The organism is Rhizobium sp. P1_E6, from assembly GCF_056405875.1.
Genome location: NZ_JBFUBG010000005.1, coordinates 1 through 13,787, shown reverse-complemented (window position 1 = coordinate 13,787; position 13,787 = coordinate 1). Strand labels below are relative to the sequence as shown.

Annotated in this window: 16 protein-coding genes; 3 read left to right on the top strand and 13 right to left on the bottom strand. The window is 59.9% G+C overall.

The annotated features are described in order from the left end of the window. Position 1: 1 nt before the first annotated feature. The 4 genes from AC1D35_RS04750 to AC1D35_RS04735 all read right to left on the bottom strand — a co-directional run bounded on the left by AC1D35_RS04750 (position 2) and on the right by AC1D35_RS04735 (position 2,578). Complete coding sequence (locus AC1D35_RS04750; protein WP_477938259.1) at positions 2–661, bottom strand: glutathione S-transferase family protein; 660 nt, start codon at positions 659–661, stop codon at positions 2–4. Beyond that, on the bottom strand, positions 658–1,506 hold the full coding sequence (locus tag AC1D35_RS04745) for an aromatic ring-hydroxylating dioxygenase subunit alpha (RefSeq protein WP_477938258.1): 849 nt from the start codon (positions 1,504–1,506) through the stop codon (positions 658–660). Before AC1D35_RS04745 ends, AC1D35_RS04750 begins: the two co-directional genes overlap by 4 nt. Beyond that, entirely contained in the window at positions 1,503–2,144 is a 642-nt protein-coding gene (locus AC1D35_RS04740; protein WP_477938257.1) for a Rieske 2Fe-2S domain-containing protein, read from the bottom strand. The genes AC1D35_RS04745 and AC1D35_RS04740 overlap by 4 nt, the downstream gene beginning before the upstream one ends. Before the next feature lie 140 nt (positions 2,145–2,284). Next, positions 2,285–2,578, bottom strand: coding sequence for an acylphosphatase (locus AC1D35_RS04735; protein ID WP_477938256.1), 294 nt, complete (start codon positions 2,576–2,578; stop codon positions 2,285–2,287). Between the two features lie 190 nt (positions 2,579–2,768). Between AC1D35_RS04735 and AC1D35_RS04730 the strand changes: the two genes are divergently transcribed. Further along, positions 2,769–3,326 carry a DsbA family protein gene (locus tag AC1D35_RS04730; protein WP_477938255.1) on the top strand — a complete coding sequence of 186 codons (558 nt, stop codon included), beginning with the start codon at positions 2,769–2,771 and terminating at the stop codon, positions 3,324–3,326. A 153-nt stretch (positions 3,327–3,479) separates the two neighbouring features. Here the strand turns inward: AC1D35_RS04730 and AC1D35_RS04725 are convergent, their stop codons facing one another. Continuing rightward, complete coding sequence (locus AC1D35_RS04725) at positions 3,480–4,769, bottom strand: DUF763 domain-containing protein (protein WP_477938254.1); 1,290 nt, start codon at positions 4,767–4,769, stop codon at positions 3,480–3,482. Positions 4,770–5,031: 262 nt separating this feature from the next. On the opposite strand from AC1D35_RS04725, the gene AC1D35_RS04720 reads away from it, so the two are divergent. Both AC1D35_RS04720 and AC1D35_RS04715 read left to right on the top strand, forming a co-directional pair. Then, entirely contained in the window at positions 5,032–5,610 is a 579-nt protein-coding gene (locus tag AC1D35_RS04720; RefSeq protein WP_477854968.1) for a BA14K family protein, read from the top strand. 188 nt (positions 5,611–5,798) lie between these two features. Further along, positions 5,799–6,365: a twin-arginine translocation signal domain-containing protein gene (locus tag AC1D35_RS04715; protein WP_477938253.1), complete on the top strand. Its 567-nt coding sequence runs from the start codon at positions 5,799–5,801 to the stop codon at positions 6,363–6,365. Here the strand turns inward: AC1D35_RS04715 and AC1D35_RS04710 are convergent. The 8 genes from AC1D35_RS04710 to AC1D35_RS04675 all read right to left on the bottom strand — a co-directional run bounded on the left by AC1D35_RS04710 (position 6,362) and on the right by AC1D35_RS04675 (position 13,588). Continuing rightward, complete coding sequence (locus AC1D35_RS04710) at positions 6,362–6,985, bottom strand: response regulator (protein WP_477938252.1); 624 nt, start codon at positions 6,983–6,985, stop codon at positions 6,362–6,364. The two genes, AC1D35_RS04715 and AC1D35_RS04710, sit on opposite strands and share 4 nt — an antisense overlap. Before the next feature lies 1 nt (position 6,986). Further along, positions 6,987–8,375: a sensor histidine kinase gene (locus AC1D35_RS04705; protein WP_477938251.1), complete on the bottom strand. Its 1,389-nt coding sequence runs from the start codon at positions 8,373–8,375 to the stop codon at positions 6,987–6,989. Between the two features lie 58 nt (positions 8,376–8,433). Then, the gene (locus AC1D35_RS04700) at positions 8,434–8,604 is read right to left on the bottom strand and encodes a hypothetical protein (RefSeq protein ID WP_477836766.1); all 171 of its coding nucleotides are present in this window, start codon (positions 8,602–8,604) and stop codon (positions 8,434–8,436) included. A 394-nt stretch (positions 8,605–8,998) separates the two neighbouring features. After that, the gene (locus tag AC1D35_RS04695) at positions 8,999–9,976 is read right to left on the bottom strand and encodes a glycosyltransferase (protein WP_162747061.1); all 978 of its coding nucleotides are present in this window, start codon (positions 9,974–9,976) and stop codon (positions 8,999–9,001) included. A gap of 88 nt (positions 9,977–10,064) precedes the next feature. Further along, positions 10,065–10,808 carry a glycosyltransferase family protein gene (locus AC1D35_RS04690; protein WP_477938250.1) on the bottom strand — a complete coding sequence of 248 codons (744 nt, stop codon included), beginning with the start codon at positions 10,806–10,808 and terminating at the stop codon, positions 10,065–10,067. Next, a complete protein-coding gene (locus AC1D35_RS04685; RefSeq protein ID WP_113296315.1) occupies positions 10,801–12,294 on the bottom strand; it encodes a glycosyltransferase family 2 protein in 1,494 nt (497 codons plus the stop codon). Before AC1D35_RS04685 ends, AC1D35_RS04690 begins: the two co-directional genes overlap by 8 nt. Further along, a complete protein-coding gene (locus AC1D35_RS04680) occupies positions 12,291–12,920 on the bottom strand; it encodes an HAD family hydrolase (protein WP_477938249.1) in 630 nt (209 codons plus the stop codon). The genes AC1D35_RS04685 and AC1D35_RS04680 overlap by 4 nt, the downstream gene beginning before the upstream one ends. After that, the gene (locus tag AC1D35_RS04675) at positions 12,917–13,588 is read right to left on the bottom strand and encodes a PI-PLC domain-containing protein (RefSeq protein ID WP_477938248.1); all 672 of its coding nucleotides are present in this window, start codon (positions 13,586–13,588) and stop codon (positions 12,917–12,919) included. The genes AC1D35_RS04680 and AC1D35_RS04675 overlap by 4 nt, the downstream gene beginning before the upstream one ends. Between the last annotated feature and the right edge of the window lie 199 nt (positions 13,589–13,787).

Genomic DNA, 13,787 nt, shown 5'->3' with positions numbered 1-13,787 from the left:
ATCAGCTTTGCTCCTTCGCAGGATGGGGATCGGGCTTCAGTTCGTGCAGTCGGTGGATGCCGGGCATTTCGATGAAGCCACCGATGCTTCGGATGGCGCGCAGCCACAACCGGATCGTTGGGTAGGGATCGAGCGAGATGCCGCCATCMGGTGCCAGCGCCACGTAGGGGAAGCAGGCGATATCGGCGATCGTGGCATGGTTCGATGCCAGGAAGCGCATGCCACGAAGCTGCTGTTCGAAGAGACCGGCTTCCAGCTCGCGCAATGCTGCGATCCCCTGCACCTGCAGGGTCTCGATATTGCCCGGGCGCAGCAGCATCTCGTGCAGCCGCGCGCCGCCGAGGTTCGCCGTCAGCCGGTGCGAGAAGGAGAGCCACTGCTGTACCCGTGCCGTCTCCTCAGGCGTGCTAGTGCCCAGCCATTCCGGCGCGCTTTTGGCGGCGAGGTAAGCGAGGATGGCTGAGGATTCCGTCAGGACGAGATCAACATCCTCGAGGATCGGAATGGAGCCTGCCGGATTGAGTGCCAGGAGTTCCGGTCCGCGATGTTCGGCGCCGGGATGGAAATCGACAGGCCTGATGTCCAGCTTGATGCCGAGGATCGCGGCCATCAGGCGGATCTTGTAGCAGCTCGGCGAGAGAATGTAGTCGTAGAGCTTCATTGCGCCACCAACTGTGCGCCGTAGGTATAGTTATGGCGCTTGAGCCAGCGCCGATAGGCGACCGATGTCAGATCGGCCCTTGTTGGGATTTCCATGCCGGGATCGAGCGGCAGAAGCGCTGGGATCTGGTTCTCGAGTATCGAGCGATCCTGCAGGAAGATCATCTGCTGAAAATGGATGAGGTCTGTCATGGGCGTTTCGTCATCAAAGAGGGCCATCCATGGCCATACGTCGCAAAGGTCTTCTGCAAGCGGCTGCACGAAGAGGGTAATGACATCCCATTCGCCGGGCCGGGGAGGGCAGGTCTTGTAGAGCACCGAGCAGGTGGGTGCCGGCACGCGGTACATATATTCGGTGGTGATGCCGCCGGCGGCCGACTTGGCTGCCTGCGGCTGGTAGAATTTCACCTGCGTCGCCCAGACTTCATCCTCGTCGTCCCGGATCTCCACCTTGTAATTTTCGACTTCCGTATGCGGTTCGGCGCCGAGAATATCGGTATGGACGAAGGGGAAATGGGCGATGTCGAGGAAGTTCTCCACCGCCCGCAGCGGCGAGCAGCGCACCCGCACCACGCCGACATCGACGAAGCGGCGGCCGGGCTGGTCGGCCTCGGGAATCGCAAAAAGCTCCTTGGCGGGGTTGCCGATGGAGGACCAGACATGGCCATAGCGGACACGAACTGGGAGCGCGCGCCCTTCGCCGGATGTTACCCGCGCTTTGCCATCAGGCGCGCGCGCTACCTCGATGGGCTCCCCCATAAGCGCTGTCTTGCTTCCTGTTTCGGTGAGCTGGCTGAAAAGGCCGACCGGATACCATTCATCGATCATAGCGCCGGCGTTCCTCATGCGGCCTCCTTCTGGCGTGCCTCCGCCTGACGGCGTACGGCTTCGGCGATACGGGATGCAGCAATCCGATCCGCGATGCTGCATGCCTGCTCGATCATGACATGAATGAGCGTGCGATCTCCTTGTTGTATCGGCAGGAGCAGGATCAACGGAAAATGTGCGACACTGACAAGCCCGTCGGCATCCGCTTTTGCGCCGGCCGCTGCTTCGATTGCCGCGATGCCGGCCTCGGCCGTCAAAGAGCGCAACGGGACAAGATCGCCCAGGGGTGGCGGTGGTGTCGCCGGTTGGCCGACAGCAACCCATATAAGGCCATTCGATTCTTCAACTTTCTGGACCGCGACACGGATCGTTTCCGGCGGAACGAGATCGGGGTGGGCGGGGATGCGAATGCAGCCGCCCGCCGGAGAATAGCTCCAGCCATGATAAATGCAGGAGAGTGCCTCGCCACGCACGAAGCCGTGGGACAATCGCATTCCACGGTGCGGACAGCGATCTGAGGATGCCGATGCGCGCCCGGATTGACTGCGCCAGAGAGCGATCGATCCTGCTGGCGTCCAGGCAGGCAGGACGGTTGCTGGCGGCAGATCAGCAGAAAGGGCGACAGGCGTCCAGGAGCCGGCCGTATCAGATAGCATGACCTCTACTTCCTCAATTTTACCAATGCTTTAGCGCTTCTGGCCGCGCACTGTTGCCGAGCTTGCGACCTCAGTTGTCAGAGGCTTGCATAAAAAAATCGCATTGGCAACAATGATTAAATAAAGGGCAACGGATGAATTTATCCGTGCTGCGGTGTGTCGCCGGGATCTACAATCCTGCGCTGAATCTCGTCCACCCAGACGTCGATCGGCCCAAGTGAACATCCCATTTCCAGCATGTCGATCAGCTCTACAGGCCCCGCGACCTCAAGTTCGATTCGGTCGGCGCCTGTGTGAAAGAAATCCTGGGAAAGTCCAAGCTTATCAGCATGGCGGCGGATCCATGGGACGAACGATGCAGCATTGACCTCGCCAAGGATCGTCATTCGTTCCCGCAGTTCGCCCTGCCGTACCTGCATCACTGATTTACCCATCATTTCATCCGTGACGACAGCATAGCGGCTCTATGCATTTGTGAAAGAGGCATGACAGGCCAAACAGTCTTATGACTTTCATGGCACCGTGAATAAATAGAATGGGAAAACCCCCATCATCAGCGACGCCGGTTGCGCCAGTGATTATGGTGGCAGGCAATATCGATCAGCAGGACAAGAGGACATGGATATGACGGCGACTTCCTGGCAGGCAGACCCGCTCGTTTGGGGGGCTGGATCACGCGTTTTCGAGGCCTTTCTGGAGCCGACCTGCCCCTATTCCGTCAGGACGTTCAACAAGCTGGACGCGCTTCTGGAGCAGGCCGGTGCGGACAAGATCACCGTGAAGATCCGGCTGCAGTCGCAGCCATGGCATCTCTACTCCGGCGTGATCGTACGCTCTATTCTGGCGGCATCGACGATGGAAGGCGGCAAGGAGACTGCAAAGAAGGTCATGGCGGCTGTCGCCACCCATCGCGAAGAATTCGAGTTCGAGCGTCACGCCGGCGGCCCGAACATGGATGTGACGCCGAATCAGATCATCGGGCGCCTGGAGCGCTATAGCGGTGTCGAATTGAAAGAGGCCTTCGCCATTCCGGATCTCGACCGGGAGATCAAATGGCACTGCAAATATGCCCGGCAGAACGGCATCCACGTCTCTCCGACATTCATGATTGACGGGCTGGTGCGCCCGGACATGAGCAGCGGCGATGATGTTGAGACCTGGGTCAAGCTGCTCATCGGCTAGCTGCTTCGATTAGACGGGACACTCAGAACAGCTTGGTGACCGACATCATGGAGCAGGGCTCGCGTCTGGCGCGGAGCGCATTGAACGCAGCCGGTTTTCCACGATGAACCTATAACATATCCGGTCCGAGGCAGCTGATCCGAGCGCTCGCAATCAGCGGCGGGTATGGGCGCGCGCTGTTTCATCCGCTGGCATATCTTCCGGCGGCGGCTCCCGGCCGAAGACGCTTCGGCCGCCGAAGGCCGAGGATTGCCTGAATTCGTCAGCGACGATTTCCTTGAGGTCGGGGCCGGTGACATAACGCTCCAAGCTGCGTGACTGGTCGTCGAGCCGGCGCAAGGCCTGCAATTCCTCTTCGCGGCCGAGCTTTCCCTTCAGGACTGCCGATTTCATCACATTGATGGTCTCGTCATAGACCTTGAGCGGTACGGGAAAGGGATGCCTGTCCTTGCCGCCATGAGCGATCGAAAAGCGGGCGGGATCGGAAAAGCGGCACGGGGCGCCGTGCACGACTTCGGCAACGAGCGCCAGCGCCTTGACGGTGCGGGCACCAACGCCGGGCACGAGCAGCAGATCTTCGAAATCGACCGGTCCGCGATCGGCAGCTGCAGCAAGATTGCCGTGGAGACGCCGCATATTGACGTCACTTTCGCGCACATCGTGATGTGCGGGCATGATGAGATGCGGCAGCATCGGCTGTTCGGCGGGTTTCGGCTCGGGTGCAGGATTAGCGGCCAGGGCAAGGGCTGCCGCCTCGCGGATAATACGGTCCGGCCCGAGCGTTGCGAGAAGATCGAGTTGGTCGTGGCGGGATTTTTCCGCGCGCCGATCGGCCAGATTGATGATCTCGCCCTGCGAGCGGCCTTCGATGGCCGCATGCGGAGAATTGACGAAACTTTCCAATCCTTCCGAGAACCAGTGATAGCGCCTGGCCTGACGCTTGTCGCCGTTCATGCCCTGCTGGACGATGACCCAGTGACCGTCATCGGCGACGATGAAGCCGTGGAGATAGAGATCGAAACCATCCTGCACGGCTGCACTGTCCACTTTGGCGACCAGGCGGCTTGTCTTGGCAAGGCCGGCGCCATCCAGCCCGGTGCGGTCGCCGATCGCCATCAGCTCGTCCGGCGTCTTGCGCGATTGCGCGCCGCGGCCACCGCAGACATGCAGTCCGAGTTCCTTTGAAAGCGGCTTCAGCCCCCGCTTCAACGCCCCTAGAACACTGGTCGTAATCCCCGAAGAATGCCAGTCCATGCCCATCACGGCGCCGAAGGACTGAAACCAGAAGGGATGCGAAAGCCGCCGCAGAAACTCGTCACGCCCGTAATGGTGGACGATTGCCTCGGTTATCAGCGCGCCGAGCGTCGTCATGCGGTTGCCCAGCCATGGCGGCACGCGCCCTCCGTGAAGGGGGAGGTCGGCGCTGCCCGCTCTTTGCGACATGCTTCCTCTTTCTGCCTGCGACCTGCTGTGATGGATCGGATCACCCCGATAAAGCAGCTATCGGTCAAAATCGGGGCGATGGCAATAAATTCCTATCGCTGACGTTATTGCTGGAGATCGCGACCGACGGATTTGTGCTCCACTAAAGGCGATCGGCTGGAGCTACAAAAAAATGCGCGAAAAACTGCGATTTTTTGAGCCGTCACGGAACCAGAGCCCCGCATTTTCAATTTCATGTGGAGTGGAAATGGGAGACCGCGTCATGAAGTCGCTTGCTGCACCAACCATATGTCTGGCAGTGGCCGGGACCGTTCTGGTTGGCGGTCTTGGATTTGCGTCCGATGGGTTCCGCAAAGCGGAGCCACATCATTTCGCCAACCTCGATGCACCGCTCTGGACGACGACACCAACCCGCGTTGATCCCAAAACGCAAGACTACAAGCGGCTTCCACCTCTTCAGGCTGCGGCCAACGCTTCGTCTTCCACGCCTGGCGGTTTGGTTGGCATATCGGCCATTGCACCACCCGAAGCGGCCGTGACGGGGGAGATTGAGCAGCCGAAGCAGGAGTGGATGGCTGACAGCCGTCATCTCAGCCTGTGCCAACAACGCTACCGGTCCTACAATGTGGCTGACAATACGTACCAGCCTTTTGACGGCGGACCCCGCAAGCCGTGCGTGACCGACGAAGGAGCGCTTTCCGTCGGACTGCCGGCGGCGGATACAAGCCCCGACCCGCGTATGTCGTCGTGCGCTGCCCGCTATAATTCCTATCGCGTTTCGGACAATACTTACCAGCCGTTCAGCGGGCCAAGACGTCAGTGCGTTTCTCCCGTTATTTGAGCGACGCCGCTAATTCTTCCCGGTAGAAGGTTCCGTCCTTCGGAATGCGCGTTGCACCACATCAGGGACCAAAGTCCTAGGGCGCCTGGTACCTATGTCCGACCGTCTTGCAATTTCGGAACAAGCGGTCAATCTCATGCTTTCCGTTTTCGACAGGCCAGTCTGGACGAGGCACAAGGCACAGGACGATGGTGATCTCGAAACGTAATTTCCTGAAGGGCTGCGGTGCGAGTGTTCTTGCCGTTGCGACGTTTGCGCCGCTGAAGGTCGAGGTGCCGGGTTCATTTCCCTCGCTCGCCATCCAGGCAGCATTCGCAAAGAACGAAAACAGCAATGGCGGGGGAAACGGAAACGGCAATGGCGGGGGAAATGGAAACGGCAACGGCGGTAATAGCGGCGGGAATGGAAACGGTAATAGCGGGGGAAATGGCAACGGTGGGGGAAACAATGGCGGGGGAAACGGAAACGGCAATGGCGGGGGGGGTGGTAACGGTAATTCGGGCGGCAACAGCAATAGCAGTGGGAACAGCCGGTCCAGTTCGAACGGCGCCGGTAGTGCGAACAATGCGCCCTCGACATCCGGAGTACGCGCGAGCGAGGCTACGGACGGCTCGATCGACGTCCGGCATACGAACGGAATAACCGAAACCCTTCGGGCGGGACGTTACATCATGAAGGACGGCAAAGGCCGCACGATCATCAACAGGCGGGCGACATCTGCTGACGGCGCCCGGCTCGCGCGCCTTCTGCGCTAGCGTTTTTCACGCCACCGCAAGGCAGCTTCCGTCCTGTTCGTGACGCCGAGCTTTGTCAGGATCTGGGTCATATGATGCTTTACCGTTTTCTCCTGTAGATCGAGACGCAGGCCGATGTGCTTGTTTGAAAGGCCTTGCGCAACGAGATCCATCACCTCGCGTTCCCGAGGGGTAAGTGCATCCCTGTCCGATGCCTGGCCGCTCAAGGAATATTCCATGACTTTGGCCGACATCGCTGGGGAGACGTAGCGGGCCCCCTTGAAAACGGTGCGGATCGCTTCGGCCAGACCGCGTGAACCAACACCCTTGAGAATGTAGCCCTTTGCTCCGCGCTGCAGCGCTTCGACGAGCGTATCGACTTCCTCTGAGGCCGTGAGCATGAGGATTTTGGTATCCGGGCATATGGAAAGAATCTCGTCGATCACCGAGAGCCCGTCGCCGGGCATCGACACATCGAGAAGCAGCACGTCCGGCCGGGTATCGGCGGCGATCATTGCGGCATCAGATGTGTTGGCGCCTTCTCCAACGACGACAAAATCGCTGACCTCGGAGAGGCTGCGGGTCACCCCCTCGCGGAACAGCGGATGGTCGTCTACGACGCCGATCTTGATGGACGTCATTCTATTCCTCCACTTCCATCGGCGCGAACGTCATGATGACAGTCGTTCCGCCTTCGCCGGTTTTTATGTCGAATTCGCCGCCAAGGCTATCGATACGCTCTTTGAGCCCCACAAGGCCGAGGCTCGCCGGTYTCACCTGTGCCGGATCAAAACCCTCGCCTCTGTCACTGACTTCGATGCGGACGCCGCCGTCCTGTGATGTTGCCCTGACAGCCTGCTGAACGCCACCGCCGTGGCGATAGGCATTGTTGAGTGCCTCCTGAATGAAGCGATAGATGCAAATCTTCAGAGCGGGGGCAAGTTCCGGATCGTCCTCGTCAATTGTTGTATCGACGGTGGTGCCGGTCTTCTGCTGATGGGCTTCGACAACGCGTTTGACGATCTCCGTAATCGAAGCCTTCTCGATTTGCGGCAGGACCAGTCCCTTACAGATATCGCGGATCTCCTTCATCGCCTCGGCAAGGCTCGAACGGATCCAGGCGAGTTCCTTCTCGCGCGCCTCCGGCTGGGTGGCGGCATCGACCAGCAGGTTGCTGTCGAGACGCAACGATGCATAGGCGACGTGCTGGGCGGGGCCGTCATGCAGATCGGCGCCAATGCTGCGCAGATAGGTTTCGTTCAAGGCCGCGGCGCGCTGGGAGGACAATTGAAGCCTGCGTTGCAGCCCGCGATTTTCGCTGAGGAGCGCAGAGAGTTCGTCCACTCTGGCCTTTAGCGCTTCGCGCTGGACCTCGATCGTTCGGCTGCCACGAAAGACGAGAATGGAGAGGACGAGGAAGAAGATTGCGGTCAGGCCGGCCACGGCCAGCCAGCTCCAGAGCCGTGCGCGTGTGAGGCTGTCTTCCAGGCCTTCGGCCGTTTCATAGAATTCAAGCACTGCCACAGCCTCTCCCGACCAAGGCTGCAGAACAGGATTGTAAATTTCCATGAGCTCCCTGCCGAGCCTGCGCTCCTCGGCGCTTTCGGGGTCGCTTGCGACTTCGTAGCGTGCAACAAGCGAGCCCGCAAATGCTTGGGCGAGCTTGCCATTGACCGGAAACGTCTTCCCCACCAATTCCTTTTCATTGGAGTAGAGGATCGTGCCGTCACGGCGCCATAGCTTGAACGACACGAGACGGCGTCCGAGTGCGCCCTGCCCGAGCGTTTCGTCGAGCGCCTGGGCGCTTGCTTCATCGAGCAGCGATTGCTGCTGCATGTCCGGAAGCAAGGGTGCGACGACGCTATCGACGTAGAGCGCCGTTGCAGCCCCGGAATTGTGAATGACGGCATCCTCGATGAGATGGGTGACGATAAGCCCGATGACGAACATTGCGCCGAGGGATACAAGCCCTCCCATGATGAGGAATTGGGAGGCGAGGGAGCGGGCGTTCCAGCGTAAGAGCCAGTTCATTTCCAACCTGAGTTGCGACGATTCATTCAAACTATCGCATTGGCCGGACTTTTCCAGTTCACCTGGCCTCGATGAGGTCTGCGCCCGCGACGCTGGCGGTCAACTGGCCCGTGTCGCCCGACATGGCCGTACCGAAAACATAGAGTATGGCGGCAAGAAAGATGACGAGCGCCAGCAGGGATGCGTTCCATGCGCTGGAAATTTCCGGGATGTCGTTCCTGTCGTCCATGATTGAACTCCTCTTTCGATGGAGAGCCGAACGAGTGGGGAGAGAGTGCGTTCCGGCTGCGGGACTTCAGTCCGACCGTCATCAGACCAAAGTCCGAAGCAAATCCGACTGAGGTCCGAGCCTCGAAACACCGGGAATGCGGGTCGTTGGTCTGGCGGCGGTCGACCGGGCTTCCGACGGTCAACGGAGCCGCTGCTGGTGCCGTGACCGGCGCGGTTGTCGGCAGCCCGGTCGGCGCCGCGGTTGAATGCGAATGCCCGCGATGACGGCTATCGCATGCCACTGTTAAATGGCTTTCGAATGAGCAGTATTCAGGCCAGCCGGCAGCCGTGCCATAAAGGCGAGCGAAGGGCATCGCTCACGTCAATCTGGAGCGGACGGATGCTGCCGGCTTTCAACGCGATAAGGCTTGCCAGGGCGAAATTCTTCCAAAGAAGTTGGCGATGGCCGAGAGCGAGGCAGCCCGCATGCGCAACAGTCTTTGCCGGCGAAGGGCATCGACGCGCGTTCCCGGTGCCTTTGCAAGCGCTGCTCGGGCATCTCTCACCGGATCCACCAGACTGGCCGCAACTTCGGGCAAGTCATCCACTTCGGCCTCGAGGCGTGTGAGATAGGCATTGAGCCCATCTGCGGCGGCCTGCCGCAGCCGCCGGGTCGGGGCATTCCGCAGGCTACGCGTCGCCCAACGCAGATGCTCCTGGGCATGTCGGTGTAGCGCCTGCGGATGCTTATAGGCTCTGTGGTCGCCAAGCATATCGGCGACGAATGCCACTTCTCCGAGTTCGCCGCAGCGCCACCAGAGCTCCATGTCCTGGAGGTACTGCCAGGCGGGATCCCAGCGACCGGCCTTGAAGAAGACGTCGGTACGGATGGTTGCGCCCGGCATCGCGACCATATTGTTGAGCAGCAGCAATTCCCGGAACGCCTCACCGCTGTTGCTGTAACTCCATCCGAAGCGGCGGCCGGGAATGGGATCACCCTCATAGGTGATCTGACGGAAACGGCCGTGGATCAGGGCAGGGTGGCGCATTGCCGCGCGCCCGATGGCGTGTAGCGCGCCCGGCGCGAGACGGTCGTCGGCATGCAGCGTGACGAGGTAATCGGCGTTCGCACCGGCGGTATAGGCGCGATTCCAGTTGTCCGTGCGCGGCACGGTGTCCGGGTGCAGGGCCGGCTTCAGCAGTGGAGACGAGTAGGATGCGATCATTTCCCGACTGCCGTCCGTGGAGCCGTTGTCGCAGATATGCACCTCGAAGTCAGGATAATCCTGTGCGAGAGCGCTATCGAGCGCCTCGGCAAGTGTCTCAACATTGTTGAAGCAGGGTATGATAATGGCGAGAGAGGGTAATTTGTTCGATGTCCCGGCTGTCATGGTGAACTCCCGTTTACTCGGTCTCTGATCCCGTGAACGCGTGTCGAGGAAGCAGAAGGGACCCGTCTCTTCCCCCCGTCGTCGACGCCTAGCCGGCAAGGGCCGTATCTGCGATCTTGACATCGAATACGTCACGCGCCGGCAAAGTCCGGACATCCAAACCGTGTGCGACAACGCCATTCAGCATAGGGCAGACAAAAAGCAGACCGTTATGCGAGAGGCTCGCCCGGTTCTGCAGACTGTGGGCCAGAGCCAGATGAAAGACGGCGACGTTGCGGAAGGCATAGACGCCTGCCGATGCATTATCGGAAATGACGACCTTCTCCCGCGCTTCCAGCACCCGGCCATCATCTCCAATCCTAAGATAGCTGTATTGCGGATGGCGGGAGCCAAATGTCAGTGCAAGACCGCCGAGATTGGGGTCCATTGCAAAAATTGCAGCAATGTCCGCATCGCTGTCGAACATGATGTCGCAGAGATCGACGACGACGGGCGCATCCGGAAAAGCGACGAGTGCCGCACCGGCCGCAGCACTCCAGGCCGCCCCGCCGCTCATTTCGGACAGCCAGACGATCCGCGCTGCCGGATAGCGTGTCAATAATGTTTCCCTGGCGTAGCGCCGCGATACGGGCTTGTCCCTTAGTACGAAAACAGGCACCGCGCCGCCGTTCCACCAAGCGCGCGCTTCCAGCGTGGCGCCGAGCAGTGTCGTCTCTTCCACCGGCATTTCCGCCTTCACCGAGCCGTCAGCCCGTTCAAAATCATTCCCGGCCATGGGAATGATGATGTTTAGCGGCGCTGTCGCGTCCGGTCTGGTGGCGACATCATGCATAGGCAGGCTCGCGGCCTTGCAGATATTCGGCCAGGTCCTCGGGTGTGCCAAGCCCATGCATGCTCCTGACGTCGATCTCGTAAACGCCGATGCGAGCGCCGTTGCGGATGGCGTAATTATAGGCGGGGCAGACATAGAACTCGTTGTTGGTGCGGTCGTTGTGCACCATCATGTCGAGCGCCCCCTTCATGAAATCGCCGGCGCGGCGGAAGAAGTAGATGCCGACCGTCGCCAGTTCGGAGATTGGCTGCTTTTCGGCAACCCTGAGCACGAAGCCTGCCGCATCGGTTTCGGCGAAGGACCATTTCGGATCGCGCTTCGGATCGCGGAAAACGAGGATCGACCCGTCGAGATCGCGCGACATGCAGTCGTCGATGAAATCGACGATGCGCATGTCGACCACCTGGTCTGAATTGGCGATGAGAAGGGGTGCCTCCTCGTCAAGGTGCTGGCGCGCCAGAAGAACGGTGCAGGCAGTGCCCTCGGTGACATGGTCGACCGAAACGACCTCGACACCCCGCGAGCGAAGCTCGGCCACCCCATCCGCCTGGCTGTCCAGATGTTCTCGCAGTAGCAAGACCGTCGGCTGTCCGCCCGGCGGCAGGGTATTTTCCAGCACGTGCTGGATCATCGGCCGGCCAAGCACATCGATGAAGGGCTTCGGGCGGGCGAAGCCGACCTTGGCAAAACGGCTGCCCCGGCCGGCGGCCGGCACCACCAGTTGCACGGGCCGTGTGGCCTGTGCGGAGGACAGGCGGCGTACGCCGTTCACCTCGAAATTCTCGATCATTTTGGGGTTGTAGAAGCTGTGGTAACGATCCGCGGGAATGCTTGCGGAAACGACGCGGCCGCCATCCAGGATCACTTCGTTCAACGAGGAACTGACATAGTAGCGGTCTTCTACCGTGACACCGTGCCGCAAGGCGGCAGTCGCGGCCTTGAAGAAGATCTGAGCCTCGCGGAAATAGTAGAATCCGGCGATTGCCTTGTTGCTGATCACATCCTTCTCGGACGTGCGGTTGACGAGACCGTCGTCGCCGAGCGTCGCATAGGACCAGCGCGGGTGGATCGTCTCGAAAGTGATGACGCCGGCATCTGCCTCGGCCGCCTCGAATTCCGCAATCACGGATGCAAGGCGGGTGTCGATGATCTGGTCGCTGTTGGCGATAACCAGCGGCTCAGTGGGACCGATCCTGTCGATGGCCATCAGGCAAGTGCAGAGCGCGCCAGCCGTCGGGCCTTTCAGCATCACCACCTCGGAGCGGCCGTTCGTGCTCAGGTCGAAGATCCGCTCATAGGAATATTTGACGGCATCCTGCTGATCGACGACGAAGAGGAAATGCGTGTCGCCGCCGAGCGACTTCAAGTTCTCGATGGCCCACAGGATCATCGGCTTTCCGGCGACTTCGATGAGGGGGCGCGGATAAGCATAGTCTTCCGGGCTGAAATGCGGGCTTGGGCCCGTGGTGGGGAACAGGACGATCATGCCATCACCTCCGATACACGCTTGATCTCCGATACGATCCGGCCATGGATGACGTCGGCCGGCGTGCCGATCTGCATGACGTAAGCTCCGCTGTCGCGTGCGGCTTTCAGGCCGTATTCATTGTCCTCAAGGATCAGGCACTCATCCGGCCTCAGGCCGAAGCGCTCCATCGTCGTCACATACATTTCCGGATCCGGCTTGGCGCGGGTGACGTCCTCGTTGGAGACGATGAGGTCGATATATTCCATCAATCCGGCACGACGCATCATGGAGTCGATGGTGACACGGATCGAATTCGAGCAGACGGCGATTTTGTAGCCGTCATGCTTGAGGCGGCTCAACGCATACTGATGAGCAAACACCGGCTTGCAGCGGGTGTAGATCAATTCCATCGTATAGTCCTGCTTCAGCTCGTGGATCAGCTCGTTCAGCCCTTTCGGCAGGCCATTGGAACGAGAGAGGATCTCCAGCTTGCGACGGGTCGGCAGGCCGTCGAATGTAGTCAGATGCGCCTGCCGGTCGATCGGCATGCCAAAAAGATCGAGCGCCCGGTTCAGGGCCTCGTAGTGCCATTCCTTGGCGTCGATCAGCACGCCATCCATGTCGAACAACACAGCACGGATCATGTGACTTCCTCCTCAACCATCCAGGCAAAGCTCTGCTCGGCTGCATCGGGCAGATCGGTGCAGATCATCAGCCGCTCAAGTGGAAGACCGCTCTTTGCAGCCTGCCGCAATTCGCCAGACCAGGCGGCCCAGGTCGCTTCATGCGCTCGCTTGTGCAGTTCCGGCGAAACCATTGCGACATATTTGCCGTGTCTGAGATCGTCGATCGCGCGTTCGATCGACGCCGGCTTCTCGGTGAATGAATCCACCCAGACACCCTGGCAGCGTTCGTAGAWGGACGGGTAGAGCTCGACCTCGCTGAAGCGGGTGAAGACGGGGATATCGCTGTCGAGATAAGGCCTGAGATCGGGAACCGAGGCGTCGAAAACGAAGGAGCGTTTCGTCACCCCATACTGTTCGAGCATCGGCACAAGGATCGGGCAGAGACCGTCAGCCTTTATGTTGATGGCCAGCCGTCCGGGGCTGCCATTTGCCGTATAGCACTCAAGAACCCGCTCGAAAGGCAGCGCTCCGGTTGTAGGAGGATCGTGTGAAATAACCAGTTCGCCATTCAGATCGCGAACATCGAGTTCGACGCCGTGTCCGGCTGCAAATGCCTTGTCGAATGCCCCTAAACTGTTCCGCTCATGGGGCGCATGCCACCAGCCGCGATGTGCGAGTATCATCATGATGATGCCCCTCTGACCAATCTTCATATGCATGATTGTAATTTCGTCTTAACTATGCAGAAGTGAGTATAAACCGTCAATATAGAATATACACCAAAGTTGTTACTTTGGTAACACATGCAAGGCGCGTAGTAGTGCAGAATTTACCTCTGTTTTAACTAAAAAGAATGTGTGACCATGGGCACATCTAGTGTTGCAT

Bases quoted from the DNA above. Each gene is read 5' to 3' on its own strand.
- AC1D35_RS04720 (WP_477854968.1), top strand. From the start codon at position 5,032: ATGAAGTCGCTTGCTGCACCAACCATATGTCTGGCAGTGGCCGGGACC.
- AC1D35_RS04745 (WP_477938258.1), bottom strand. From the start codon at position 1,506: ATGAGGAACGCCGGCGCTATGATCGATGAATGGTATCCGGTCGGCCTT.
- AC1D35_RS04730 (WP_477938255.1), top strand. From the start codon at position 2,769: ATGACGGCGACTTCCTGGCAGGCAGACCCGCTCGTTTGGGGGGCTGGA.
- AC1D35_RS04700 (WP_477836766.1), bottom strand. From the start codon at position 8,604: ATGGACGACAGGAACGACATCCCGGAAATTTCCAGCGCATGGAACGCA.
- AC1D35_RS04685 (WP_113296315.1), bottom strand. From the start codon at position 12,294: ATGATCGTCCTGTTCCCCACCACGGGCCCAAGCCCGCATTTCAGCCCG.
- AC1D35_RS04695 (WP_162747061.1), bottom strand. From the start codon at position 9,976: ATGACAGCCGGGACATCGAACAAATTACCCTCTCTCGCCATTATCATA.
- AC1D35_RS04740 (WP_477938257.1), bottom strand. From the start codon at position 2,144: ATGCTATCTGATACGGCCGGCTCCTGGACGCCTGTCGCCCTTTCTGCT.
- AC1D35_RS04680 (WP_477938249.1), bottom strand. From the start codon at position 12,920: ATGATCCGTGCTGTGTTGTTCGACATGGATGGCGTGCTGATCGACGCC.
- AC1D35_RS04715 (WP_477938253.1), top strand. From the start codon at position 5,799: ATGGTGATCTCGAAACGTAATTTCCTGAAGGGCTGCGGTGCGAGTGTT.
- AC1D35_RS04735 (WP_477938256.1), bottom strand. From the start codon at position 2,578: ATGGGTAAATCAGTGATGCAGGTACGGCAGGGCGAACTGCGGGAACGA.
- AC1D35_RS04725 (WP_477938254.1), bottom strand. From the start codon at position 4,769: ATGTCGCAAAGAGCGGGCAGCGCCGACCTCCCCCTTCACGGAGGGCGC.
- AC1D35_RS04710 (WP_477938252.1), bottom strand. From the start codon at position 6,985: ATGACGTCCATCAAGATCGGCGTCGTAGACGACCATCCGCTGTTCCGC.
- AC1D35_RS04690 (WP_477938250.1), bottom strand. From the start codon at position 10,808: ATGCATGATGTCGCCACCAGACCGGACGCGACAGCGCCGCTAAACATC.